This is a genomic window from Rhodococcus sp. MEB064 (genome assembly GCF_000834565.1).
Taxonomy (GTDB): Bacteria; Actinomycetota; Actinomycetes; order Mycobacteriales; family Mycobacteriaceae; genus Rhodococcoides.
In genome coordinates this window covers 335,325-359,970 of record NZ_JXQS01000008.1, presented here as the reverse complement: position 1 = coordinate 359,970, position 24,646 = coordinate 335,325, and the positions used below count along the sequence as shown (strand labels likewise).

The window sequence follows — 24,646 nt, the reverse complement described above, 5'->3', positions numbered from 1 at the left end:
TTCGATATATGAGCGTGCTGGATGTGGTCAGCGTGCAAGGTGTTCGATGCGGTCCGCGATATCGCGTCCCGACATCGGTTCGCGTGCGATCACGAAGATGGTGTCATCTCCCGCGACCGTTCCCACAATCTCGGGCAGGGACGCACGGTCGAGTGCGCTCGCCAGATAGTGCGCCGCGCCGGGCGGCGTGCGGAGAACGGCCATGTTGGTGCTCGCATCCGTGGAGACGAGCAACTCCCCGAGAAGTCGGGACAGTCGGTCGGTGCCCCCCGACACGCCTCGGACCGGGCTCCCGTCCTCGGGGACCACGTAGACCCCCGCTCCCCCGTCCGCGGCACGGAGCTTCACGGCTCCGAGCTCGTCGAGGTCGCGGGACAGCGTCGCCTGGGTGGCGTCGATGCCCTCCGCTGCGAGCAGGGTCTGCAACTCGGGCTGGGACCGGACCTGGTGCGTCGACAACAGCACGACGATGCGGGCCTGACGCCCCGCGCGTGTGGAGGAGGTCACCGGGCCCGCAGGCTCGGATCGCACCGATCCGGCGTCGTCGACGATCACGGCGTCCGACGACCCGCACGCTCGAGAAGCCAGACCAGGACCGCTTTCTGGGCATGGAGTCGGTTCTCGGCTTCGTCCCAGACGACACTGCGTGGTCCGTCGATGACCGTGTCGCTGATCTCCTCGCCGCGGTGCGCGGGAAGGCAGTGCAACACCAGCGCCTCCGAGTCGGCGTGGTCCACCAGCGCCTCGTTCACCTGGAACGGCCGTAGCGGGCCGACGCGATCGAGGCCGTCGTTCTCCTGGCCCATCGACGTCCAGGTGTCGGTCACCAGAACGTCGGCTCCGGTTGCGGCGGCGACGGGATCGGTGGTGACGGTGACGTTCGCACCGGTCTGTTCACCGCGAGCGCGGGTCGCCGCGAGAACCGCGGCATCGGGAACGAACCCTTCCGGCGCCGCGATCGTGACGTCGATGCCGGCCGTCACGCCGCCGAGCATCAACGAATGCGCCATGTTGTTGGCGCCGTCGCCGAAGTAGGACAGGCGAAGACCCTTCAGCGACCCCTTCCGCTCGGCGAGCGTCTGCAGATCCGCGAGGATCTGACACGGATGGAAGTCGTCCGAGAGCGCATTGACGATCGGCACACTGGCACCGGACGCCATCTGCTCGAGCCGCTTCTGTCCGAACGTGCGCCACACGACGGCGTCGACGTACCGCGAGAGCACCCGGCCGGTGTCCTGCAGAGTCTCCTCACGGCCGAGTTGTGTACTGCGGCCGTCGACGACGACGGCGTGTCCACCGAGCTGGGCGATACCCATCTCGAACGAGAAACGCGTTCGCGTCGAGTTCTTCTCGAAGATGACTCCGACGCCTCGGGGACCTTCGAGTGGTCGCATCGAGAACGGGGCTTTCTTGAGTTCTGCTGCGAGAGCGAGGATCTCCGACTGCTCGTCCGGTGTCAGATCGTCGTCTCGCAGGAAGTGGCGCAGTGTCATGACGTTGCCTCCGTGCTGGTGGCCTGTTCCGCGGCGGCGCGCGATACGCGGTCGAGGACGGCAGGTAGTGCCTGGACGAGGGCCGATGCCTGCTCGTCGGTGATGATCAGGGGCGGGGCCAACCGGATGACGTTCGCTTGCGCGGCATTGACCAGAAAGCCCGCGTACCGGGCCTCGGTCTCCACGTCCGCCGCCACCGGTTCGGTCAGCACGATGCCGAGCAACAGTCCGGCTCCCCGGACATGGTCGACGAGGGGATGCCCGAGGGCCTCGATGTCGTTGCGCAGGTTCTTGCCCAGTCGGTCGGCGCGACTGAGCAGATCGTCCGAGGCGATGGTGCGCAGCACGGCCAACGCCGCGGCGGAGCAGACCGGATTGCCGCCGAACGTGGTGCCGTGCTTGCCGGGGGTCAGCATGCTTGCGGCGCGGCCGATTCCGATGCAGGCACCGATCGGCAGGCCACCACCGAGACCCTTCGCCAACGTGATCACGTCGGGCACGATGCCGAAACGCTGATGGGCGTAGAACCATCCGGTGCGACCGATGCCGGTCTGGACCTCGTCCAGGATCAGCAAGGCGCCGTGTCGCGCCGTGATCTCCCGCGCCGCCGTCAGATATCCCTCCGGAGGAACGACGACACCGCCCTCGCCCATGATCGGCTCGAGGAACACCGCGGCGGTGTTCTCGTCGACGGCAGCCTCCAGCGCAGCGACATCGCCATAGGGGACATGGGACACGCCGCCGGGCATCGGTTCGAACGGTGCACGCTTGTCGGGTTGACCCGTCAGCGCCAGGGCGCCCATCGTCCTACCGTGGAACGCGTTCTCCGCGGCGATGATGTTCGGGCGTCCGGTGAGCCTCGCGATCTTGAACGCAGCCTCGTTGGCCTCGGTTCCGGAGTTGCACAAGAACACTCGCGCGTCACCACCGGCCGCATGACCGAGGTGCTCGAGCAGGTGCTCGGCCAGTTCGATCGACGGCGGAGCCGCGTACAGATTCGACGTGTGCCCCAGGGTCGACAACTGGGCGCTCACCGCGTCGATGATCGCCGGATGCGCGTGACCCAGGATGTTGACGGCGATACCGGCCAGGAAGTCGATGTACTCCTTGCCGTCCGCGTCGGTCACCACCGCGCCCGCGCCGCCGACAAGGGCGACACGGGGCACGCCGTAGTTGTTCATCAACGCATTCGAGAAGCGTTGCTGCAGCATCTCCGTGCTCGTCATGCTCGTCCTCTCGTCGCCAGTTCGTGTTCGCCCTCGTGGACCATGGTTCCGATGCCCTCGCCGGTGAAGAGTTCGAGGAGCACGGAATGTTCGAGTCGGCCGTCGATCACGTGAGCGCTCGGAACGCCACCACGTACGGCGCGCAGGCACGCTTCCATCTTCGGCACCATTCCGGCGTCGAGCGAGGGCAGCAACTCGTCGAGCAGGTCGGCTTCGATCTCCGACACGAGGGAGCCGCGGTCCGGCCAATTCGTGTACAGGCCTTCGACATCGGTGAGCATGACCAACTTCTGCGCGCCGAGTGCCTCGGCCAACGCCGCGGCCGCGGTGTCGGCATTGATGTTGTGCACGACACCGTCGGCGTCGGGCGCGATGGTCGAGACCACCGGAATGCGTCCGGCGGCGATCAGGTCGAGCACCGCACCGGGGTTCACACTGGTCACGTCACCCACCAGTCCGATGTCGGTGGCGACACCGTCGACCATCACCGAGCGCCGGGTGGCGGTGAACAGGTGCGCGTCCTCGCCCGAGATACCGACCGCCAACGGGCCGTGCGCGTTGATCAACCCGACGAGCTCGCGGCCCACCTGCCCGAACAGCACCATGCGGACGATGTCCATGACCTCGGGTGTCGTCACACGGAAGCCGCCGCGGAACTCCCCCACGAGTCCCAGCCGGGACAGCATGGCAGTGATCTGCGGCCCGCCTCCGTGTACGACGACGGGGTGGATGCCTACTGTGCGCAGAAACGCCATGTCGGCGGCGAACGCGGCCTTGAGCCGGTCGTCGACCATCGCGTTGCCGCCGTACTTGACCACGACCACCTTGCCGGTCCACTGCTGCAACCAGGGCAAGGCACCCGCGAGAATGCGGGCGGTCTCGTGCGGGTCGCCGACCGTGTCGTCGGAGCGTGTCATGACGAGTACGCCGAGTTCTCTTCGACGTAGGCGTGCGAGAGATCGGTCGTCCGAATGGATGCGGATGCGGACCCCACACCGAGATCGACGTCGACCGTGATGTCGACGGCCGACAGATCGACGTCGCGAGCACCTGGCGCGCCCATACCGTCGACGCACACGGGACTGCCGTTGAACGAGACAACGATCCGGTCCGGGTCGAGAGCGACCGGTGCGATACCCACCGCGGCGAGTACGCGTCCCCAGTTGGGGTCGGAGCCGAAGAGAGCCGTCTTGACCAGAGAATCTCGCGCGATGGTCCGGGCAGCGACCAGAGCGTCGTGCTCGGACTCCGCTCCCCCCACCGTGATGCGGATACGTTTGGTGACGCCCTCGGCATCGGCCATCAACTGGTCGGCCAGGTCGTCGCACACGGCCAGTACGGCAGCGTCCAACTCCTCCTGCGTCGCCTCGACACCGCTGGCACCGGACGCCAGCAACAGCACCGTGTCGTTCGTCGACGTCGCACCGTCCACGTCCAGCCGGTCGAAGGACATCGCCGTGGCCGCGCGAAGTGCACGATCCAGTCGGTCCGATGTGGCGACGGCGTCGGTGGTGACGACGCAGAGCATCGTCGCCAGCGAGGGCGCCAACATGCCTGCGCCCTTGGCCATTCCGCCGACGTTCCAGCCGTTCTCGTGATGGATCGCGGCTTGTTTGGGCTTGGTGTCGGTCGTCATGATCGCGTACGCCGCGTCGGTACCGCCCGAGATCCCGCCCGCCAGCTCGTGCACGACGGACGTCACGCCGAGCAGCAATTTGTCCATCGGGAGCCGGTCACCGATCAGTCCGGTGGAGCACACGGCGATCTCGCCGGCCCCGGTCTCGGTTCCCCAGTCGCTGAGTGTGGCGGCGAGGTGCTCCGCGGTCCGGTGGGTGTCCTGGAAGCCCGGAGCGCCGGTACAGGCGTTGGCTCCGCCGGAATTCAGGACGACCGCGCGCAGGGCGCCGGACGTCAGGACCCGCTGGGACCACAGCACGGGGGCGGCTTTCACCTTGTTGGTAGTGAAGACTCCGGCCGCTGCGAGGTCGGGCCCCTCGTTGAACACCAGTGCGACATCCGGCCCGCCCTTGGCCTTGAGTCCCGCCGGAACACCTGCAGCCCGGAACCCGGCAGCCGAGGTGACACCCTGCGTCCGGACGAGGACGCCGTGACTCCGGGTGGGTTCTTCCTGCGTCATGGCGCTGTCCCTACGGTCGAGAGGCCGTCGGTCTCGGCGAGACCGAGGGCCAGGTTCATCGATTGCACAGCGGCACCGGCGGTGCCCTTGGTCAGGTTGTCGATCGCGGCGAGCACCACCAGCACGCCGGCGTCCTCGTCGACCGACACCTGGAGGTGGACGGCGTTGGACCCCACCACCGAACCGGTCTGCGGCAGAAGGCCTTCCGGCAGGAGATGGAGGAACGGCTCGTCCGCGCAGAACTTCTCGTAGACAGCGCGCGCGTCGCCGGCCGTGACCGTCGTGGGCGCCGTGCACGTCGCCAGGATTCCCCGCGGCATCGGAGCCAGCACCGGGGTGAAGGAGACGACGACGTCCGTTCCGGCGATCGCCGACAGGTTCTGGCGGATCTCCGGCGTGTGCCGATGTGCGCCGGCTATCCCGTAGGCCCGCACCGACCCCATGACCTCGGAACCCAGCAGGTCGGGCTTCGGGGCCTTTCCCGCACCGGACGTACCACTGACCGCGACGACGGTGACCCTCGGTTCGACGATTCCTGCCGCGACCGCGGGAGCCATCGCGAGCGAGGCTGCGGTGGGGTAACAGCCGGGCACGGCGATACGCGTGGCACCGATGAGCGCGTCCCGCGCGCCGGGGAGTTCGGGCATGCCGTACGGCCAGTGGCCCGCGTACTCGCCGCCGTACCAGCGGTCCCACGCCGACGCGTCGGTCAAGCGGAAGTCGGCACCGCAGTCGATGATCAGCGTCGACTCGGGGAGCTGCTCCGCGATCTCCGCGCTCTTACCGTGCGGGAGCCCGAGGAACACGACGTCGTGGCCGGCCAATTCCTCGCCCGTGGTGTCGACCAGAACCCGATCGGCCAACGGCACCAGATGCGGATGATGGCGGCCGAGCGTCGACCCGGCATTGCCCCCCGCGGTCAGAGCGCCGATGGTCATCCGACCGTCGACGACAGCCGGATGCGCGAGCAGCAGGCGCAGGATCTCTCCCCCTGCGTACCCACTGGCGCCTGCGACGGCGACCTTCCAGCCTGCCGATGTCGATGCACTATCCATACGATGATTATGCACGACGGTGCAAGCTCATTCGTCAGGCGGGTTCAGTGACGCAGTTCAGCTCCCACCGCGTCGGTCGCAGCGGCGACTGCAGCGTCGCGCGCAGCACTCGCTTCGGCCTCCGTGAGAGTACGGTCGGGCGCCCGGAAACGCAGAGCGAACGCGAGCGACTTCCTGCCCTCACCGACCTGCTCACCCGCGAACACGTCGAAGATGCGGATGTCCTCGAGCAGCGGACCGGCACCGGCGATCAACGCCGTCTCCACCGAGGCGGCCGGTACCGAGGCGTCGACCACCACGGCCACGTCCTGCAGGACAGCGGGGAACGGCGAGATCGACGGCGACGGCAACGGCTCGATCGTGGGGACCAGATCCAGATCGATCTCGACCGCGCAGGTGCGCGGCGGAAGACCCGCGCGCTCGAGGACACTCGGATGCAGTTCACCGGCCCACCCCACGACGACGTCGTCGAGAACGATCTCGGCGCACCGACCCGGGTGCCACGGAAGGTGCTGTGCCGCACGGAGTTCGACCTCCACACCCGATGCACCCGCGATGGTGCGCGCGGCAGCGAAGGCGTCCCCCGCCTCGGCCGGACGACCTGCGCCCCACGGCCCGGGTGCAGTGACCGCACCTGACAGAACGACCGCGACATGCAGGGGCTGCACGGGCAGAGACTGTTTCAACGCGGTGATCTCGTCGTCGGTCGGTCGCCGGTCGACGGCCAGGGCGTCGATGGGCCGTGTGCCCTCGCCGGGCTGCACGACCTGCGCGACTGCGAACAGTGCGAGATCGCGCTGACCACGGGAGACATTGCGTTGCGCCGTTTCCAGAAGTCCGGGCAGCAGTGTCGTGGCGAGTTCGGGGCGATCCGCCTCGAGCGGATTGAGAACACGGGTGGTGACACGACGTGGATCGTCGGCATCGAGTCCCCACACGTCGAACACGCCGGCGGGGAGGAAGACGGGAGCGAGAACCTCGACGTGTCCCGTGTAGGCCAGTGCTCGGCCCACGGCGCGACGTCGACGCTGCGACGCGGTCAGTCCGCGGCCTGCGGGCGCCTGCGGGAGAACGGACGGGATCGACTCCAGGCCCTCGAGGCGAAGCACCTCCTCGACCAGATCGGCCGGTTGGCGCAGATCCGGACGCCATGTCGGCGGCGTGACCACCAGAACCCCGCGGCCGGATTCCGAGACGTCGACCTCCACGGCACAGCCCACCTGGGACAGGCGACGAACTGCCGTGCCGTTCGCGTACGTGACGCCGGCGACGCGATCCGGAAGATCCAGTTCCATACGGACGGGGTCCGGCGTCGAGGCGCCGCCCACGTCCGTGAGGAGCGGTTCGACGCGTCCCCCGGCGATCGACGCCAGCAGCGACGCCGCGCGGTCGAGTGCGCGGACAGGCAGGGCCGAGTCGACGACGCGTTCGTATCGTCGACTGGCCTCGCTGGGGAGTTTGTGGCGACGGGCAGTACGGAAGACCGAGAGCGGACTCCAGATCGCCGCTTCGAGCAGAATGTCCGTGGTCTCGGCACCGACCTCGGTCGACGCGCCTCCCATGACGCCGGCGAGCGAGACGACTCCGGAGTCGTCGGCGATCACGACGTCCTCGGGATCGAGCGTGCGCTCCACGTCGTCCAAGGTGCGCAGGGTCTCCCCCGCCGCGGCGCGGCGAACGACCAGTCCACCCGAGAGAGCAGCCGCGTCGAACGCGTGCAGCGGTTGGCCGAGTTCGAGCATCACGTAGTTGGTCACGTCGACAGCCGGAGAGATGGGCCGCACTCCCGACAGCAGCAGCCGCCTCTGGATGGACCACGGCGTCACTGCCGCCGGATCGATGCCGACGACGCGTCGAGCCGCGAATCGCGTCGCGCCCGAGTCGGAGTTCACCTCGACGCTCCACGCGTCACCCTCGGACGCATCGGCGGAGACGACGGGCCAGGACGCGTCGGCGGGGTCGGTGAAGTCGAGATCGAAACCGGATGCGAGTTCCCGACCGAGTCCGCGCACACTCAGCGCGTAGCCGCGGTCGGGTGTCACGTTGACGTCGAACACGGTGTCGTCGGTACCGAGAACCGTGCGGGCATCGTCGCCCGGCCGAGCAGTTCCCTCCGGCAGCACGAGGATGCCGGAGTGGTCGGAGCCGATGCCCAACTCGGAGACCGAGCAGATCATCCCGTCGGACGTCCGTCCGTAGGTCTCCCGTGCAGCGATGGCGAACGGGCCCGGCAGAACACTGCCGGGAAGTGCGGCGACGATGAGGTCACCCTCCGCGAAGTTCCGCGCGCCGCAGACGATTCCGCGCGGCTCGGCTTCCCCCACCTCGACGAGGCAGAAGCGGATCGGCTTCTTGAACTCGGTCAGTTCCTCGATGGAACGCACACGACCGACGACGAGAGGGCCCGTGATCGGGGGCAGAGGGATGACGTCCTCGATCTCGAAGCCCACCGACACGAACCCCGCGTCGAGTTCCTCCGAGGTGACATTCCACCCGGGCGCTGCCTTCTGCACGACCTCGGTCAGCCAGGACTGGGGCACTCGCACGACTTCTCCACTCTTCTTCGCTGCTAGAACGTCTTGTGACCGACCGGAAAGGCTGGATCAGCCCTGCACACCGAACGGCAGGCTGAACCGCACATCGCCCTCGACGATGTCGCGCATATCCGGTATGTCGTTGCGGAACTGCAGCGTTCGTTCGAGACCCATCCCGAATGCGAAACCGCTGTACACCTCGGGGTCGACACCGCACGCCCGCAGGACGTTCGGATTGACCATGCCGCATCCGCCCCACTCGACCCACCCGGCGCCACCCTTCTTGCGGGGGAACCAGACGTCGACCTCCGCGGACGGTTCGGTGAACGGGAAGTAGTTGGGGCGCATGCGGGTACGCGTATCCGGACCGAACAGTGCGCGCGCGAAGGCATCCAGCGTGCCGCGAAGATTGGCCAACGTCAGCCCCTTGTCCACGGCAAGTCCCTCGACCTGGTGGAAGACAGGAGTGTGCGTGGAATCCAGTTCGTCCGTGCGGAACGTGCGGCCGGGGCACACCACGTAGATGGGGAGCTCGCGTTCGAGCATCGACCGCACCTGAACCGGCGAGGTGTGGGTGCGCAGAACCTGCCGTGAGCCTTCGGGCGCGACGTGGAACGTGTCCTGCATGGTGCGGGCAGGATGATCGGGGAGGAAGTTCAGCGCGTCGAAGTTGAAGTGCTCGGTCTCCACTTCCGGCCCCTCGGCGACCTCCCACCCCATGGCGACGAACACGTCCGCGACCTGGTCCGCGATCACGGTGATGGGATGACGCGCGCCCACCGGCCGCCGGACGGACGGCAGGGTGACATCGATCGCCTCCGCCACCAGGACCGCCGCGTCGCGCTCGGCCAGGAGAATCTCGCGCCGGGCGTCGAACGCAACCTTGACCTGGTCACGGGCGGTCTTGACCCGCTTACCGGCGTCCGACCTCTCGGTCTTCGGCAGTGATCCCAGGGCGCGCTGCGCCAAGGCCAGGGGCGCCTTGTTCCCGATGTGGTGGATCTTCGCCTCGTTCAGAGCGTCCACATCGGTCGCCTCGTCGAACGCGGTGCGAGCACGGCCGACGGCCGAATCCAGAGCGTCGTCCGTCAGCAGGACCGCATCCGCTGCCGCCTGATCCGTCGGCGCTGATCCGCCGGTCACGGACTCGCCGTCGTTGCGCTCCACGTCCACACACTCCGTTTCGTCTCGATGTCGCCCGTCCCGTTCCGGGGGACGACGCGTCGGTCGACAAGGTCGACTCGACAGGGCCGATCCTAGGTGATCGGCCCGACGGTTCATCACGCCTCGTGCGCGCCCGGACGCCGTCGATGGACGCGGGCACTGGTGTACAGACACACGGCTGCGGCCGTTGCCAGGTTCAGGCTCTCCGCTCGGCCGTGGATAGGAATCCGGATGCGGTGGTCCGCGGCAGCGGACACCTCGCGGTCCAGCCCGTGGGCCTCGTTGCCGAAGAGCCATGCTGTCGGCCCGGCCAGCACCTCGTCCGCATCGTCCAGGTCCAGTTCGCCGTCCACCGTCGTCGCGACGACCGACGCGCCCGTCGCGCGAACCGCGTCCAGAACTGCCGACACTGACCGCTCCCTCGCGACGGGGAGATGGAACACGCTTCCTGCCGAGGCGCGCACACATTTGCCGTTCAGCGGATCGACGCTGTCGCCGGCGAAGACGACAGCCCCCGCTCCCGCGGCGTCCGAGACACGGAGCACGGTGCCGGCGTTGCCGGGTTCGGCGACGTCGACGGCGACGGTGATCAACGACGGTCGGGACGCCAGAGCCTCCTCGAGGGAAACGACGATCGACGTGCACACGGCGATCAGGCCCGGTGGAGTCACCGTGTCCGACAGCGACTTCGCAGCGCGTTCGGTGATCAGCTGCGGCATGATTCCCGACGCTGCCGCCTGCTCGAGCAGTCCTCGACGCTCGTCGAACCACCTCTCGGTGGCGTACAGCTCACGGACGACACCCGTGGAGACGGCCTCGGACACGGCGTTCTCACCCTCGGCGAGGAAGAGGCCGGTCTTCTTCCGCTCGGCACCCCGCTGGAGCTTGACAGCCGAAACGACCCGCGGAGTCCGCTCGGTGAGCGGTACCGCGGGTCGTGACGGAGAGTCGTCGAAGTGCCTGATCAGGCTGCTTCTCCGGCCGGTGCGTTGACATCGGCGGGCAGTGCTGCCTTGGCGATGGCGACCAGCGCGGTGAACGCAGCAGCATCGGACACGGCGAGCTCGGCGAGGATCTTGCGGTCCACCTCGACCTCGGCGATCTTCAAGCCCTGGACGAAACGGTTGTACGTGATGTCGTTCGCACGAGCTGCAGCGTTGATACGCGTGATCCACAGCTTGCGGAAGTCACCCTTGCGCGCACGACGGTCGCGGTAGGCGTAGGTCAGCGAGTGGAGCTGCTGCTCCTTCGCCTTGGTGTACAGACGTGAGCGCTGTCCGCGATATCCGCTGGACGCCTCGAGAATCGAACGGCGCTTCTTCTGGGCGTTGACCGCCCTCTTTACGCGTGCCACTGGTAAATCCTGTCGATCTGGGGCTCACCGAGCCCGGGTGGGAAAGAAGTCAGATGCCGAGAAGTCGCTTGATGCGCGGCACATCGTTGGGGCTCACGACGGCGACACCGTCGAGGCGACGCGTGACGCGTGAGGACTTGTGCTCGAGCAGGTGGCGGCGGCCGGCCTTCTGGCGCAGGATCTTTCCGCTACCGGACACCTTGAAACGCTTGCTGGTGCCGCTGTGAGTCTTCGACTTGGGCATGAATCCTCAGTTCTGTGTTACTTCGGTCGGTGGAGCTTGCGGAACCGGAACGCTCAGGCGCCCGGCGTGGCTGGTGCAGACGGTGCCTGCGGTGCTGCCTCGGCAGCTTGTGCAGCGTCGACCGTCGACGGCGCGGAGGCCGGCGGCGGCACGGTGGCGCGAGGGGCGTTGGACGCCTCTGCTGCCTTCGCCCTGGTCTTGGCACCCTTGTGCGGCGCCAGGACCATCGTCATGTTGCGACCGTCCTGCTTGGCGGAGGTCTCGACGAAGCCGTGCTCGGCGACGTCCGCACCCAAACGCTGCAGCAGTCGGTAACCCAGTTCGGGACGCGACTGCTCGCGGCCACGGAACATGATGGTGACCTTGACCTTCGACCCGGCCTCGAGGAAGCGGACGACGTGGCCCTTCTTCGTCTCGTAGTCGTGGTCGTCGATCTTCGGGCGAAGCTTCTGCTCCTTGATGACCGTGAGCGTCTGGTTCTTGCGCGACTCACGAGCCTTCTGGGCAGCTTCGTACTTGAACTTGCCGTAGTCCATGATCTTGCAGACCGGCGGACGGGCGTCGGGTGCGACCTCGACGAGGTCGAGATCGGCTTCGACAGCCAGGCGGAGTGCATCTTCAACACGCACGATGCCAACCTGTTCACCGCCAGGTCCGACGAGCCGGACCTCGGGAACTCGGATGCGATCGTTGATGCGGGTCTCAGTGCTGATGGGGCCTCCTCGGTAGTGCGGTGACGGATGGTGGTGCTTGACCCGGCGCCGCGTGCCGTCCTCTACGCACGCGATGCTGGCGCTTGTGATCTCCGACGTCCCTCGGCACCGGTTCGCAGGACGGCTGCACAGCCGCCGAACGACGAGAACCCCGCGCCACGAACGAGTCGTGAACAGCGGGGTCCGGTACCGACCGGTGCACGAATGTCGCCATTCGCGGGCCACCACGCCGTCGGGCGAGGCGACACCACTTCCCGCGCTGGGCGGGAAGGACCGGACCGCTACACGTCGAACCGTGTGGCGGTGGGAGTCGGACTCCACTTGCTGCCTCCGGGCACCGTGTCCGCCGTACGCTGTCGAGCACACGCACATGGACACACCTGAAGGCGGTCGTGGAACAAGAATAACACCACGACCTCCCACACACCGAATCGGTGCGACGCGGGTCGATCTCTGTCGAAGCGCCGTGGCATCGTTTCGGACATGACCACGCACGACGATGCAGCAGAGTCCGGCCGCGAGCCCGACGTTCGAGAATTGGCCGAGGTTCCCGCGGTGGAGGTGATCAGCAGGGCGGCAGTGATGTTGATGAGCTCGGCGGCCGAGAAGCTGGGCCTGTCCGACGCCGATCCGTCCAGCAGCCCCCACCTCGACCTCGACGAAGCGCGCCGCGTGATCACGGCACTGGCCGGACTCGTGACGGCATCCGTCGAATACCTGGGCCCGCACGCGGGACCGATCCGCGAGGGTCTGCAAGCACTGCAGAAGGCGTTCCGCGAGCAGTCCGCACACCCCGATGCGCCCGGCGCCGGGCCCGGCGAGAAGTACACCGGGCCCGTCTACTGACGGAACGTCAGGACACCGCCACCGGCTTGCGCCGTCGGGCCCGCTTCGCGGGGACCGGCGGGGCGGTGGCCGCCTGCAAGGACTCCTGCAGGAACTTGCCGGTGTAGCTCTCCGCCACGGCGGCGATCTGTTCCGGTGTTCCCTCGGCGACCATCGTGCCGCCGCCCGATCCACCCTCGGGGCCCATGTCGATGACCCAGTCCGACGTCTTGATCACGTCGAGGTTGTGCTCGATGACGATGACGGTGTTGCCCTTGTCCACCAGACCGTTGATCACCAGCAGCAGTTTGCGGATGTCCTCGAAGTGCAGTCCGGTGGTCGGTTCGTCGAGGATGTAGACAGTCCGGCCCATCGACCGCTTCTGCAGCTCCGCAGCCAACTTCACCCGCTGCGCTTCACCGCCGGACAGCGTGGTCGCCGGTTGCCCCAATCGCACGTACCCCAGCCCCACCTCGTTCAGAGTCTTCAGGTAGCGGTGAATGGACGTGATCGGTTCGAAGAAGTCGGCGGCTTCCTCGATGGGCATGTCGAGAACCTCGGCGATGGTCTTGCCCTTGTAGTGCACCTCGAGAGTTTCCCGGTTGTATCGCGCACCGTTGCAGACCTCGCACGGCACGTACACGTCCGGCAGGAAGTTCATCTCGATCTTCAGGGTGCCGTCGCCGGAGCACGCCTCGCAGCGGCCGCCCTTGACGTTGAAGGAGAACCGTCCTGGCTGGTAACCGCGGATCTTCGCCTCGGTCGTCGCGGCGAACAAGGTTCGGATCTTGTCGAAGACACCGGTGTACGTCGCCGCGTTCGATCGCGGTGTACGACCGATGGGCGACTGATCGACGCGCACCAACTTGTCCAGCTGGTCCAGCCCGTTAACACGGGTGTGACGGCCGGGGACCTGACGGGCACCGTTGAGCTTGTTGGCCATGACGGTTGCCAGGATGTCGTTGACCAGCGTCGACTTGCCCGAGCCCGAGACGCCGGTCACCGAGGTGAGCACTCCCAACGGGAAACTGACGTCGATGTCCTGCAGGTTGTGCTCGCGGGCACCGATCACGGAGACCTTGCGCTTGGGATCGATCCGACGACGGACCTCCGGGACCTCGATGGCCGAACGACCGGACAGATACGCGCCGGTGAGGCTCTCCGGGTTGGTGAGAAGCGCCTCGTACGTACCGCTGTGCACGACGCGACCACCGCGCTCACCGGCGAGCGGGCCGATGTCGACCACCCAGTCGGACGTCCTGATGGTGTCCTCGTCGTGCTCGACGACGATGAGCGTGTTGCCCAGATTGCGAAGCCTGGTCAGGGTGTCGATGAGACGGCGGTTGTCGCGTTGATGCAGACCGATGGACGGCTCGTCGAGCACGTACAGAACGCCGACCAGACCGCTGCCGATCTGCGTGGCCAGGCGGATGCGCTGAGCTTCTCCACCGGACAGCGTTCCTGCGGCTCTCGACAGCGTGAGGTACTCGAGTCCGACGTCGAGCAGGAACCCCAGCCGGGCCTGGATCTCCTTGAGCACCTGGCCGGCAATGGCCTCCTCACGCGGACCGAGCGTGAGCGTGTTGAGGAAGTTCGAGCACTCCGAGATCGAGAGCGCGCAGACGTCGGCGATCGACTTGTCGCCGAAGTTCCCGGCGGCGATGGTGACCGACAGGATCTCCGGACGGAGGCGAGCACCCTGGCAGACCGGGCAGTCGACCTCGCGCATGTACCCGTCGTAGCGTTCCTTCATCTGCTCGGACTCGGTCTGGTCCATCCGGCGATGCAGGAACGGCATCACGCCCTCGAACTCGGCGTAGTACGAGCGAGTGCGGCCGTACCGATTCTTGTAGCGGACGTGTACCTGATGCTCACTGCCTTCGAGGACAGCTCGCTTGACCTTGGCGGGCAGCTTGCGCCACGGCATGTCGATGTCGAAGCCCATCGCGTCGGCGAGCCCGGACAGCAGCCGGCCGAAGTACTCGGACGTCTGACCCATCGACCACGGTGCGATCGCACCGTCGGCGAGGCTCAGATCCGGGTCCGGGACGACCAGCTCCGGGTCGACTTCCTTGCGGATTCCGAGACCGACGCACTCGGGGCAGGCGCCGTACGGAGAGTTGAACGAGAACGCACGGGGTTCGAGCTCGTCCACCGAGAGCGGATGTCCGTTGGGGCAGGCGAGACGCTCCGAGAAGCGGCGCTCACGGTCGGGCGCGTTCTCCTCGCGGTCGACGAAGTCCAGGACCAGGATGCCGTCGGCGAGCCGTAGAGCCGTCTCCACCGAGTCGGTGAGGCGCTGCTTGGACGACGCCTTGACCGTGAGGCGATCCACCACGACCTCGATGTCGTGCTTGTCCTGCTTCTTGAGCTTGGGCGGATCGGTGAGCTGGTGGACCGTGCCGTCCACGCGGATCCTCGAGTAGCCCTGTGTGTTCAGCTGCTCGAACAGGTCGACGAACTCACCCTTGCGGGTACGCACGACGGGCGCGAGGACCTGGAAGCGGATGCCCTCCTCCATCGCCAGCACCTGGTCGACGATCTGCTGGGGCGACTGCTTGGCGATGCGCTCGCCGCACTGCGGGCAATGGGCGGTGCCGGCACGCGCGTACAACAGTCGCAGATAGTCGTACACCTCGGTGATGGTTCCCACGGTCGAGCGCGGGTTGCGGTTGGTCGACTTCTGGTCGATGGACACCGCCGGGGACAGACCCTCGATGAAGTCCACGTCCGGCTTGTCCATCTGGCCGAGGAACTGCCGCGCGTACGCCGACAGCGACTCGACGTAGCGCCGCTGCCCCTCCGCGAAGATGGTGTCGAACGCGAGACTCGACTTGCCCGATCCGGACAGACCGGTGAACACGATGAGACTGTCCCGAGGGAGGTCGATGTCGACGCCCTTGAGATTGTGTTCACGCGCGCCCTGCACTACCAGGCGATCCGCCACGGTTGTCCTTTCCTGGTGTCACGACCCGATCGGGTCGTGAACTCGTCTGTTCACTCTTGTCGGACGTGTTCCGGCGCCGCCGAGAACTCGTGCCCACACACAGTGCGTGCGTACACGGAGTTCGTACAAGACGGGCTACACGACCATATGCCGCACCACCGACAGGTTCGGACCGTCGCGGCGTCCGCGCTCGACCGGTGAGACGTGGGTAATCTCACCTCATGGACTCTGCCGCACCGACCATCTCCGACGACTACACCGGTGAGGTGACCGCCGGAACGGGGTCGCAACGTCGCACGCTGTCACACGCGAGCATCGTCAAGACCTCGGTGGGCCCGATGGACAACAACGCCTATCTCGTCGTTTGTTCCTCGACCGGCAAGTCGTTGCTCATCGACGCCGCCAACGAGGCCGGCACACTGCGGTCGGTCGTGACGGCCGTCGCTCCCGACGTGTCGATGATCGTCACCACCCACCAGCACTTCGACCACTGGCAGGCCCTGGCGGAGGTCGCCTCGGCTACGGACGCGCCGTCCGCGGCTCATCCCCTCGACGCCGACCCTCTCCCCGTTCCGCCCACCCGCCTGCTCGAGGACGGCGACACCGTCGAGGTCGGCGACGTCTCACTCGACATCATCCACCTCCGCGGGCACACGCCGGGGTCCATCGCCCTGGCGTTGACCGACCCCGCGGACGGCCGGGTCCATCTGTTCACCGGGGACTCACTGTTCCCGGGCGGTGTCGGAAAGACCGACGGGGACGCGAACTTCGCCTCGCTTCTCGACGACGTCGAGTCCCGGATCTTCGGCCGGTACGACGACAACACGGTCGTCTATCCCGGTCACGGCAAGGACACCACGCTCGGGGTCGAACGCCCGCACCTGCACGAATGGCGAGAGCGCGGCTGGTGACCCGTCACAACGGATGCCGGTCGGCACGTCGACCGGATTCAAGCCATGGCCGCAGGGGTATGGATACAGTTCGACCTCGGGTGCGGTGCGCCCGAGTACTTGTTCAGACCACAGCCGCAACGCAGGAGGCTCAGTGATTGTCCGCCGGATCGCCCGACCGATGCTCGCATCGATATTCATCGCAGGAGGCGTGGATGCACTGCGCAACCCCGCCGGAAGGGCCCAGGCCGCGAAGCCACTCATCGAGAAGAGCCAGGACGCTCTTCCCGACGAGGTGACGCAGAACGTTCCCACCGACCCCGAGACCCTGGTGAAGATCAACGCCGGGGTGCAGATCGGCGGAGGGCTGCTGCTCGCGACCGGTCGCGCACCGCGCCTCGCGTCGACCGTGCTCGCCGGCAGCCTCGTTCCCACGACCCTCGCGGGCCACTCGTTCTGGAACGAGACGGACCCGGCGGCCAAGGCGCTGCAGCGCACGCAGTTCATCAAGAACGTCAGCCTCCTCGGCGGCCTGCTCATCGCAGCCGTCGACACCGAGGGCAAGCCCTCCGTCGCATGGCGCGGCCGCAAGGCGGCCAAGCAGGCCAAGATCGCCGTTGCCGGCGCCCTGCCCCTGGTCTCCTCCTCGGACAGCACCGAGACACTCGCCCACGCCGGCGAGCGCGCGAAGGAACTGGCCGGCGTTGCCGCCGAGCGGGCACAGCCCCTCGTGGAGATCGCGTCGCAGCGTGGATCCGAGCTGGCGGAGGTCGCGCAGGATCGCGGCGGCAAGCTGGCCGAACTGGCCAAGGAACGCAGCTCCAAGTGGGCCGATCTGGCGGCCGCACGCGCGTCGGAGTTCGCCGACGTCGCCCAGGATCGCGGAAGCAAGTATGCCGAGATCGCTGCGGCACGCGGTGCGGAACTGGCCGAGAAGGCCAAGAGCGACGGAAGCGACCTCGTCGACAAGTACGGCAAGAAGGCTCGTAAGCAGGCCAAGAAGTCGGGCAAGGACGCGCGGAAGCAGTTCGATGCCGCTCGTAAGGATTACAAGAAGCAGTACAAGGCCACCAGCAAGGACGCTCAGAAGCAGTTGCAGCAGTCCCTGAAGGATGCCGAGAAGCGCGCGAAGGCTGCGCGCTCACAGATCGAGGGCACGGTGCATCAGTACATCTGATCCACAGTTCGGCGCAACGGCCGGTGTACCCGAGGATTCGGGTGCACCGGCCGTTGTCGTCGGATGCCCGTAGACTTTTCTGGCGCTTCGATGCACCTTCTCGATGCGTGACAGTCCGCTTCACCCGCCCCACTCTCGCTCAGGAGAACATGTGCCGGATCAGGGCACCTCGACACACGCGCAGGACACCGACCTCGACGTGGAACAGCAGCGCGTCACACTGCTCTACGACCGCCTCGACGCTCTCCGCGACTACGCGAAGAACCGGTTGAGTGCGGTACTGCTGCAGACCGGTGGGACACCGCAGGCCCGCAGCGAACGTGAATCGTTCTCCGCCCTCTACAACGACGACATCGCGAAGTACGACGCCTCCGAGAACGGCCTCTGCTTCGGCCGTATCGACGTCGAGGACGACGCACCGCGGTACATCGGTCGCGTCGGCATCCTCGACGAGGACAACGACTACGAGTCCTTGCTCTACGACTGGCGTGCGCCGATGGCCCGCCCGTTCTATCTCGCGACACCCGCCGCTCCCGAGGGGGTCGTCCGCCGACGCCACATCAGGACTCGGAGCCGCCGCGTGACGGGCGTTGCGGACGAGTACCTCGACCTCACCACCGCGCAGCAGGCCGGCGTCGACACCGGGTCCGACGGAGTCGCCGGTGAGAGCGCGTTGCTGGCAGCGTTGAACGCTGCCCGGACCGGTCAGATGAACGACATCGTCGAGACGATCCAGCGCGAGCAGGACGACATCATCCGGTCCACGCACCGGAGCGTGCTGGTGGTGCAGGGCGGACCCGGTACGGGGAAGACCGCGGTGGCGCTGCATCGAGCGGCCTACCTGCTGTACACGTACCGCCAGCAGCTGGACAAGAGCGGCGTGCTGATCATCGGCCCCAACAGCACGTTCCTGGACTACATCGGGCAGGTACTTCCCTCGCTGGGTGAGACCGGCGTCCTGCTCTCCACCATCGGTGATCTGTACCCCGGGATCGACTCGAGCCGGGAGGACACGGCTCGTGCAGCCGAGCTCAAGGGCTCGCTGACGATCGTCGATGTCCTGACCGCCGCTGTGCGCGATCGTCAGGAGCTCCCCGCGGAGCCGCTCCACGTCGACTTCGACACGTACACGCTGCGCATCGACAAGAAGATGGCGACACGGGCCCGAGGTCGCGCACGGTCGTCCCGGCGACCTCACAACCTGGCTCGCCCCATCTTCGTCTCGACCATGGTCGACCTGCTGGCCGACCAGTTCGCCGCGATCGTCGGCGGCGACGTGCTCGACGGGTCCAATCTGCTCAGCCGCGACGACATCGCCGACATCCGTGACGAGATGCGTGAGAACACGGATTTGATGGCCGCGGTGGGAGGGCTGTGGCCGGAGCTGACCGCCCAGGACGTCCTGGCCGGTCTTCTCGCATCACCCGGACGATTGAGGACGGCAGCGCCTCGACTCTCGCCCGACGATCGAGCCGCGCTCGAGCGATCGGACGACGGTCGGTTCAGCGCTGCTGACGCACCACTGCTGGACGAGCTGGCGGAATTGCTCGGTATCGACGACGCGGCGGAGCGTGAACGGGAGCAGAAGAAGTGGCGCGCCCAGATCGAGGATGCGCAGGGCGCACTGGACATCTTGACGGGCTCTGCCCCGCAGGATCTCGAGGACGAGCTCGACCCGGAGATCCTGATGGCGTACGACCTCATCGATGCGGATCGACTGGCGCAGCGACAAGGTCACGGTCGGCGCCTCACCGCGGCGGAACGTGCCGCGGGCGACCGGACGTGGACCTACGGACACGTGATCGTCGACGAGGCGCAGGAGCTCTCCGAGATGGCGTGGCGAATGGTGATGCGCCGCATACCCAATCGATGGATGACCTTGGTGGGCGACGTCGCGCAGACGGGCGATCCCGCGGGAGCGTCGTCCTGGCAGGACGTCCTGGGTCCGTACGTCGCGCAGCGATGGAAACTCTCCGAGCTGACCGTGAACTACCGCACCCCCGCCGCGATCATGGAGATCGCTCACCGTGTGCTCGCAGAGCTGGATCCGACTGCGTCCATCCCCAGATCGGTACGCGACAACGGTGAGATCCCCCGCGCTGATCACGTCCCGCAAGCAGACGTTTCCGCGGCTGTGCGACGACGGGTCGACGCGCATCCGCGACCGGGCATGTCCGCAGTGCTCGCGCCGGCGGAGCTGGTGCCGTCTCTCTCACACCTGGAATCGGAGTCGGTGCGCGTGTCGACGGTCCGAGATGCGAAAGGCCTCGAGTTCGACTCGGTGCTGCTGGTCGAACCGGCGCGCATCGTCTCGGAGTCGTCTCGCGGACTCAACGACCTGTACGTCGCGCTCACCCGCGCGACTCAGCGCCTGGACATCGTCCACAGTTCGCCGCTACCCACCGTGCTCGGGCCCATCACCCCGTTCGACCAGTGAGCCGTTCACTGTGCGACCTACTCGCACAGTGAACGGCTCCAAGGGGCTTCGACCGTGATCAGTGCGTGGTGTGGACGATAAGGACGTCGCAGCGCGCCTTACGCGCGGCGTCCGAGGGCACCGAGCCGAGCAGTCGACCTGTCAGCGAATTGAGTCCCCGGTTGCCCACCACGAGCAGGTCGGCCTTCACCTCTCCGACCAGTTCGAGCAGCGAGTCGACAGGATTGCCGACCACCGGGCGCTCTTCGATGGAGGACGCTCCGGCAGCGACAGCACGTTCCTTCGCGGTACGCAGAATCTCCTGCGTCGGAGCGGATCCCGTGATCTGGTAGGCATCCTCCTTCAACGCATCCGCATCCTGCGAGGACGACTTCGAGTCCGCAGGGTAGTAGGCACAAGCGATGTAGAGCGTCGCGTCGGAATCCCCCGCCAGCGCTGCTGCTTTCTCGACGGCCCGCAGTGACGAATCGGATCCATCGGTTCCGACGACGACGTTGCGGTAAGCGCTCATACATTCCTCCAGTAGTCATGTCCCGACTGTGATCGGGGGTCGATTCGAGACATTAGTCGCAGCGGGTACCGACCGACGCAGCTTCCGGCCGAAAGCACGTGTCGTCACCCTCGCCTACATTGAACGAATGCCACGCCTGCGAATCCGGTTGCCCGGACGTGCCTCGACGCTCGGCCGACCGGCGGTGATCGCTGTCGCCGTTCTGCTGGTCGTCGTCGTCGCGGTGGCCTCGTTCGTTCTCCTCCGTGACACGGACAGCGCTCGCAGTGCAGTGCGGACCGAGGAGTCCGTTCGTTCCCTGCCCGAAAGTCCGGGAAGCAGCGCCACCGTGGACATCGACACCACGCTCTACCTTCCCCAGACGTCGGCACCGGCCCCGGCGGTTCTGCTCGCACACGGATTCGGTGGTGACAAGAACTCCGTCGCCGACCAGGCTCGCGATCTGGCGTCACGTGGTCTCGTCGTACTCGCGTACAGCGCTCGCGGATTCGGAGCCAGCACGGGAACCATCGGACTGAACGACCCCGATCGCGAAGTGGCGGACGCACGGGGCCTCATCGACTATCTGGCCACGCGGCCGGAGGTCCAGCTCGACGCTCCCGGCGATCCCCGAGTCGGCGTCGCCGGCGGATCCTACGGTGGCGCACTGGCTTTGATGGCCGCCGGAACCGACCCCAGAATCGACGCCGATGCCGCGTCGATCACGTGGAACGACCTGAATCAGAGTCTCTTCCCGAACTACGCCGTGCCGGGCGACACGGCCGTGGACGGGTCGACTCCCGCTGTCTCCGCGGGCAGTGACGCGGGCGTCCTGAAGCGGGGATGGGCAGGCATCTTCTTCGGAGCGGGCGCCGCTCCGGCCCCCGCAGCCGAGGGAGCCCCCGAACCGACGTCGTCCCCAGCCGGAGCATGCGGACGCTTCGCGCTCCAGGTATGCCTGGCGTACGCGGACTCCGCGGTGAGCGGCCAACCGTCGGCTGCCACCAGCGAACTCCTCCGCGCTCGGTCCCCCATCTCGTTCGCATCGTCGATCACCGCACCGACGCTGTTGGTCCAGGGCCAGCGCGACACGCTGTTCGGGCTCGACCAGGCCGATGCGACGGCTCGTCAGATCGCCGCTGCCGGGGGGTCGGTACAGGTCCGTTGGTTCGACGGTGGCCACGACGCGGGCGGCACCGACGCCGTCGCGGACGGTGCAGTCGCCGACTTCCTGATGCAACACCTCACCGGTGATCGCGATGAGGCTCCGTCCTCACCGGCTCCGTTCACCTACGCCTTGGCCGGTGACCCCACCGACCAGGGAGATCGCGCCCGCGATCTGACGGCTACCGACTACCCGGGTCTGTCCTCCGACACCGCCGAGTCGCCCACCACTCGCGAAGATTTCGCGCTCACCTCCACGACGGGCACCGACACGCAGACGATCATCCGGCCTCCCGGCGCATCGCCGTCGGCGTTGACATCCCTGCCGGGTGTCGGATCCGCGTCCGCACTGGGCGGGGCGGCCGCCCTGGCGGGTGGCGCAGCGAGCGCCCTGCTCACCGGGGACATCCCCGGACAGACCGCGTCGTTCGCGACCGAACCGTTGACGTCCTCGTACACGATCACGGGTACATCGTCGGTCGGCGTCACCGTGGGTCCGACCGCAGCTGCGTCCGGCACCGTACTGTTCGCCAAGTTGTACGACGTGGCCGACGACGGTCGACGCACCCTTCCCGAGGGCCTGGTCTCCGCGTTCCGGGTACCGCCGTCGGACACACCGACGACGGTACGAGTCACGTTGCCGGGCATGGCATATCAGGTAGCGGCGGGCCATCGCGTCGAGGTGGCGTTCTCCACCACCGATCAGGCCTACGCGGTTCCGCTCGATCCGGCAGCGGTGTCGGTCACCCTTGCGGACGCGACGCTGTCCCTGCCGTCGGTGCCGGCCGAGAACACCGAGTCGACGTTCCCGATCGTTCCCGTCGTGGGTATCGCCGCACTCGCACTGCTCGTCGCAGCGCTCGTGACCGCCACGTCGATCACGGCGCGCAAGCGCACCGTCGCCGAGGTGGACGAATCTCTGCGTGACGTTCCGCTGGTCATCACCGATCTGGCCAAGAGCTACGCCAACGGGTTCCGCGCTGTGGACGACGTGTCGTTCCGAGTCGGCGCGGGTCAGGTTCTTGGTCTTCTCGGTCCGAACGGTGCGGGTAAGACGACCACACTGCGCATGTTGATGGGTCTCATCACCCCGTCTGCCGGCGAGATCCGCGTGTTCGGCCATCTGGTCACCCCCGGTGCACCGGTGCTGTCCCGGCTCGGGTCGTTCGTCGAGGGATCGGGGTTCCTCCCCCACCTGTCCGGCATGGAGAACCTCGATCTGTACTGGCGAGCCACCGGCCGACCCGCGGAGGACGCTCATCTCGAGGAAGCGCTCGAGATCGCCGACCTGGGCTCGGCCATCCACCGCAAGGTCCGGTCGTACAGCCAGGGCATGCGGCAACGCCTCGCCATCGCACAGGCGATGCTCGGACTTCCCGACCTGATGGTCCTGGACGAGCCGACCAACGGGCTCGATCCGCCCCAGATCCGCACCATGCGTGACGTCCTGATCCGGTACGCACAGACGGGCAGGACGGTTCTGGTCAGCAGTCACCTGCTGGCCGAGGTCGAGCAGACGTGTACGCACGTCGTCGTCATGAACAAGGGAGTCGTGATCAGTTCCGGAACAGTGGACGACCTCATCGGCGCCAGCGGTCCCGTGGAGTTCCGCGTCGACCGGGTCACGGACACGGTGGCCCTGCTGCGAGACATCGACGGCATGGGCGAGGTCACCGAGGTCGAACCCGCGGGCACCGTCAAGGCGCAACTGGGAACACTCGATCCCGCAGTCGTGATCAGGGCCCTCGTCGACGCCGGCATCGGTGTGTCGTCCGCGGCCCGATCGACGCGTCTCGAGGACGTGTTCCTCGACCTCGTGCACGACGACACGGATCCGCTGAACGCCGCTGCACACGAAGGGGTGGGGGTATGAGCCGCGACGAGTCTCTCGCGACGTCCGGGTCGGCCGTGACGCCGGCGCACCTCGACGGCCGTGTTGTCGGCTACGACGCGTCGTCGACGTTGTCGGTCCGCACCGAGATCACCCGCCAGTTCACTCGCCGCCGGACGCAACTGGCGCTCGGGTTCCTGGCGCTGCTCCCGGTCATCATGGCGATCGCGTTCACCGTCGGCGGATCGGACTCCGCCACGGCGAGCGGCAGTCTGATCGATCTGGGGACGCAGAGCGGTGTGAACTTCCTCGTGTTCGCGCTGTTCGTATCGGTGGGATTCCTGCTCATCGTCGTGGTCGCGCTGTTCTTCGGAGACTCGATAGCCAGCGAGGCATCGTGGTCGAGTCTGCGGTACCTGCTCGCGGTCCCGGTGCCGCGTGGACGGCTGCTCCGTCAGAAGGCCGTCGTGTCGACGATCCTGTCGCTGGCCGCCTTGATGACGCTCGTCCTGGTCTCACTGATTCTGGGCAGTGTCCTGTACGGCGTGGGGTCCCTGGTGTCGCCGTTCGGCGATGCACTTTCCTTCGGATTGTCGATCGGACGGCTGGCCATCGGCGTCGTCTTCATCGCCATCAATCTGAGCTGGGTGGCCGGGCTGGCGTTGGCCCTGTCCGTCACGACGGATGCACCGCTCGGGGCGGTCGGTGGCACGGTGATGGTGTCGATCCTCGCGCAGATCCTCGATCAGATCACCGCGCTCGGTTCGCTGCGCAACTTCCTGCCCGGTCACTACTCGACATCGTGGACGGGGGTTCTGTCTCCGACGTTGGCGTGGAACGACTTGCTGGACGGCGCATTCTCGTCCCTGGCCTACGCGACGGTGTTCGGGATCATCGCGTGGCGACGCTTCGCCACGAAGGACATCACGAGCTGACACGACGAAGCCCGGTACCGATGTGTCGGT

At 67.1% G+C, this 24,646-nt stretch carries 20 protein-coding genes; 6 read left to right on the top strand and 14 right to left on the bottom strand.

Annotation, left to right across the window (positions count from 1 at the left end):
- Positions 1-27: 27 nt before the first annotated feature.
- The 12 genes from RU01_RS04915 to infC all read right to left on the bottom strand — a co-directional run bounded on the left by RU01_RS04915 (position 28) and on the right by infC (position 11,920).
- The gene (locus tag RU01_RS04915; protein ID WP_231568595.1) at positions 28-555 is read right to left on the bottom strand and encodes an arginine repressor; all 528 of its coding nucleotides are present in this window, start codon (positions 553-555) and stop codon (positions 28-30) included.
- Positions 552-1,493 carry an ornithine carbamoyltransferase gene (gene argF, locus RU01_RS04910; protein ID WP_042573337.1) on the bottom strand — a complete coding sequence of 314 codons (942 nt, stop codon included), beginning with the start codon at positions 1,491-1,493 and terminating at the stop codon, positions 552-554. The genes RU01_RS04915 and argF overlap by 4 nt, the downstream gene beginning before the upstream one ends.
- Positions 1,490-2,719 (bottom strand): acetylornithine transaminase, encoded by a 1,230-nt coding sequence (locus RU01_RS04905; RefSeq protein WP_042573336.1) that lies wholly within the window; start codon positions 2,717-2,719, stop codon positions 1,490-1,492. The genes argF and RU01_RS04905 overlap by 4 nt, the downstream gene beginning before the upstream one ends.
- The gene (gene argB, locus RU01_RS04900) at positions 2,716-3,636 is read right to left on the bottom strand and encodes an acetylglutamate kinase (protein ID WP_042573335.1); all 921 of its coding nucleotides are present in this window, start codon (positions 3,634-3,636) and stop codon (positions 2,716-2,718) included. Before argB ends, RU01_RS04905 begins: the two co-directional genes overlap by 4 nt.
- Positions 3,633-4,856 carry a bifunctional glutamate N-acetyltransferase/amino-acid acetyltransferase ArgJ gene (gene argJ / locus RU01_RS04895; protein WP_042573334.1) on the bottom strand — a complete coding sequence of 408 codons (1,224 nt, stop codon included), beginning with the start codon at positions 4,854-4,856 and terminating at the stop codon, positions 3,633-3,635. The genes argB and argJ overlap by 4 nt, the downstream gene beginning before the upstream one ends.
- Positions 4,853-5,911 (bottom strand): N-acetyl-gamma-glutamyl-phosphate reductase, encoded by a 1,059-nt coding sequence (gene argC, locus RU01_RS04890; RefSeq protein ID WP_042573333.1) that lies wholly within the window; start codon positions 5,909-5,911, stop codon positions 4,853-4,855. Before argC ends, argJ begins: the two co-directional genes overlap by 4 nt.
- 44 nt (positions 5,912-5,955) lie before the next feature.
- The gene (pheT, locus tag RU01_RS04885; RefSeq protein WP_042573332.1) at positions 5,956-8,457 is read right to left on the bottom strand and encodes a phenylalanine--tRNA ligase subunit beta; all 2,502 of its coding nucleotides are present in this window, start codon (positions 8,455-8,457) and stop codon (positions 5,956-5,958) included.
- A 57-nt stretch (positions 8,458-8,514) separates the two neighbouring features.
- On the bottom strand, positions 8,515-9,588 hold the full coding sequence (gene pheS / locus RU01_RS04880) for a phenylalanine--tRNA ligase subunit alpha (RefSeq protein WP_442970449.1): 1,074 nt from the start codon (positions 9,586-9,588) through the stop codon (positions 8,515-8,517).
- Positions 9,589-9,725: 137 nt separating this feature from the next.
- Positions 9,726-10,574, bottom strand: coding sequence for a TrmH family RNA methyltransferase (locus RU01_RS04875; protein ID WP_042573419.1), 849 nt, complete (start codon positions 10,572-10,574; stop codon positions 9,726-9,728).
- Positions 10,574-10,963, bottom strand: a complete 390-nt coding sequence (rplT, locus tag RU01_RS04870) for a 50S ribosomal protein L20 (protein ID WP_042573331.1) — start codon at positions 10,961-10,963, stop codon at positions 10,574-10,576. The genes RU01_RS04875 and rplT overlap by 1 nt, the downstream gene beginning before the upstream one ends.
- A gap of 49 nt (positions 10,964-11,012) precedes the next feature.
- A complete protein-coding gene (gene rpmI / locus RU01_RS04865) occupies positions 11,013-11,207 on the bottom strand; it encodes a 50S ribosomal protein L35 (RefSeq protein ID WP_042573330.1) in 195 nt (64 codons plus the stop codon).
- A 53-nt stretch (positions 11,208-11,260) separates the two neighbouring features.
- A complete protein-coding gene (gene infC / locus RU01_RS04860; protein ID WP_156148794.1) occupies positions 11,261-11,920 on the bottom strand; it encodes a translation initiation factor IF-3 in 660 nt (219 codons plus the stop codon).
- Between the two features lie 483 nt (positions 11,921-12,403).
- On the opposite strand from infC, the gene RU01_RS04855 reads away from it, so the two are divergent.
- Positions 12,404-12,766: a DUF1844 domain-containing protein gene (locus tag RU01_RS04855; RefSeq protein WP_042573329.1), complete on the top strand. Its 363-nt coding sequence runs from the start codon at positions 12,404-12,406 to the stop codon at positions 12,764-12,766.
- A gap of 7 nt (positions 12,767-12,773) precedes the next feature.
- On the opposite strand, the gene uvrA is transcribed toward RU01_RS04855, so the two are convergent.
- Positions 12,774-15,692: an excinuclease ABC subunit UvrA gene (gene uvrA, locus RU01_RS04850; protein WP_042573328.1), complete on the bottom strand. Its 2,919-nt coding sequence runs from the start codon at positions 15,690-15,692 to the stop codon at positions 12,774-12,776.
- A 221-nt stretch (positions 15,693-15,913) separates the two neighbouring features.
- On the opposite strand from uvrA, the gene RU01_RS04845 reads away from it, so the two are divergent.
- The 3 genes from RU01_RS04845 (at position 15,914) to RU01_RS04835 (ending at position 20,196) form a co-directional block, all read left to right on the top strand.
- A complete protein-coding gene (locus RU01_RS04845; RefSeq protein WP_042573327.1) occupies positions 15,914-16,603 on the top strand; it encodes an MBL fold metallo-hydrolase in 690 nt (229 codons plus the stop codon).
- A gap of 133 nt (positions 16,604-16,736) precedes the next feature.
- Positions 16,737-17,759 carry a DoxX family protein gene (locus RU01_RS04840; RefSeq protein ID WP_042573326.1) on the top strand — a complete coding sequence of 341 codons (1,023 nt, stop codon included), beginning with the start codon at positions 16,737-16,739 and terminating at the stop codon, positions 17,757-17,759.
- A 151-nt stretch (positions 17,760-17,910) separates the two neighbouring features.
- Complete coding sequence (locus RU01_RS04835) at positions 17,911-20,196, top strand: HelD family protein (RefSeq protein ID WP_042573325.1); 2,286 nt, start codon at positions 17,911-17,913, stop codon at positions 20,194-20,196.
- Between the two features lie 58 nt (positions 20,197-20,254).
- Here RU01_RS04835 and RU01_RS04830 read toward each other — a convergent pair whose 3' ends face one another.
- A complete protein-coding gene (locus tag RU01_RS04830; RefSeq protein WP_042573324.1) occupies positions 20,255-20,707 on the bottom strand; it encodes a universal stress protein in 453 nt (150 codons plus the stop codon).
- 127 nt (positions 20,708-20,834) lie between these two features.
- On the opposite strand from RU01_RS04830, the gene RU01_RS04825 reads away from it, so the two are divergent.
- Both RU01_RS04825 and RU01_RS04820 read left to right on the top strand, forming a co-directional pair.
- On the top strand, positions 20,835-23,723 hold the full coding sequence (locus RU01_RS04825) for an alpha/beta fold hydrolase (RefSeq protein ID WP_042573323.1): 2,889 nt from the start codon (positions 20,835-20,837) through the stop codon (positions 23,721-23,723).
- A complete protein-coding gene (locus RU01_RS04820) occupies positions 23,720-24,616 on the top strand; it encodes an ABC transporter permease (RefSeq protein WP_042573322.1) in 897 nt (298 codons plus the stop codon). Before RU01_RS04825 ends, RU01_RS04820 begins: the two co-directional genes overlap by 4 nt.
- Positions 24,617-24,646: the final 30 nt, after the last annotated feature.

Bases quoted from the DNA above. Each gene is read 5' to 3' on its own strand.
- argJ (WP_042573334.1), bottom strand. From the start codon at position 4,856: ATGACGCAGGAAGAACCCACCCGGAGTCACGGCGTCCTCGTCCGGACG.
- argB (WP_042573335.1), bottom strand. From the start codon at position 3,636: ATGACACGCTCCGACGACACGGTCGGCGACCCGCACGAGACCGCCCGC.
- RU01_RS04825 (WP_042573323.1), top strand. From the start codon at position 20,835: ATGCCACGCCTGCGAATCCGGTTGCCCGGACGTGCCTCGACGCTCGGC.
- RU01_RS04855 (WP_042573329.1), top strand. From the start codon at position 12,404: ATGACCACGCACGACGATGCAGCAGAGTCCGGCCGCGAGCCCGACGTT.
- RU01_RS04830 (WP_042573324.1), bottom strand. From the start codon at position 20,707: ATGAGCGCTTACCGCAACGTCGTCGTCGGAACCGATGGATCCGATTCG.
- RU01_RS04905 (WP_042573336.1), bottom strand. From the start codon at position 2,719: ATGACGAGCACGGAGATGCTGCAGCAACGCTTCTCGAATGCGTTGATG.
- RU01_RS04820 (WP_042573322.1), top strand. From the start codon at position 23,720: ATGAGCCGCGACGAGTCTCTCGCGACGTCCGGGTCGGCCGTGACGCCG.
- RU01_RS04845 (WP_042573327.1), top strand. From the start codon at position 15,914: ATGGACTCTGCCGCACCGACCATCTCCGACGACTACACCGGTGAGGTG.
- argC (WP_042573333.1), bottom strand. From the start codon at position 5,911: ATGGATAGTGCATCGACATCGGCAGGCTGGAAGGTCGCCGTCGCAGGC.
- rpmI (WP_042573330.1), bottom strand. From the start codon at position 11,207: ATGCCCAAGTCGAAGACTCACAGCGGCACCAGCAAGCGTTTCAAGGTG.
- argF (WP_042573337.1), bottom strand. From the start codon at position 1,493: ATGACACTGCGCCACTTCCTGCGAGACGACGATCTGACACCGGACGAG.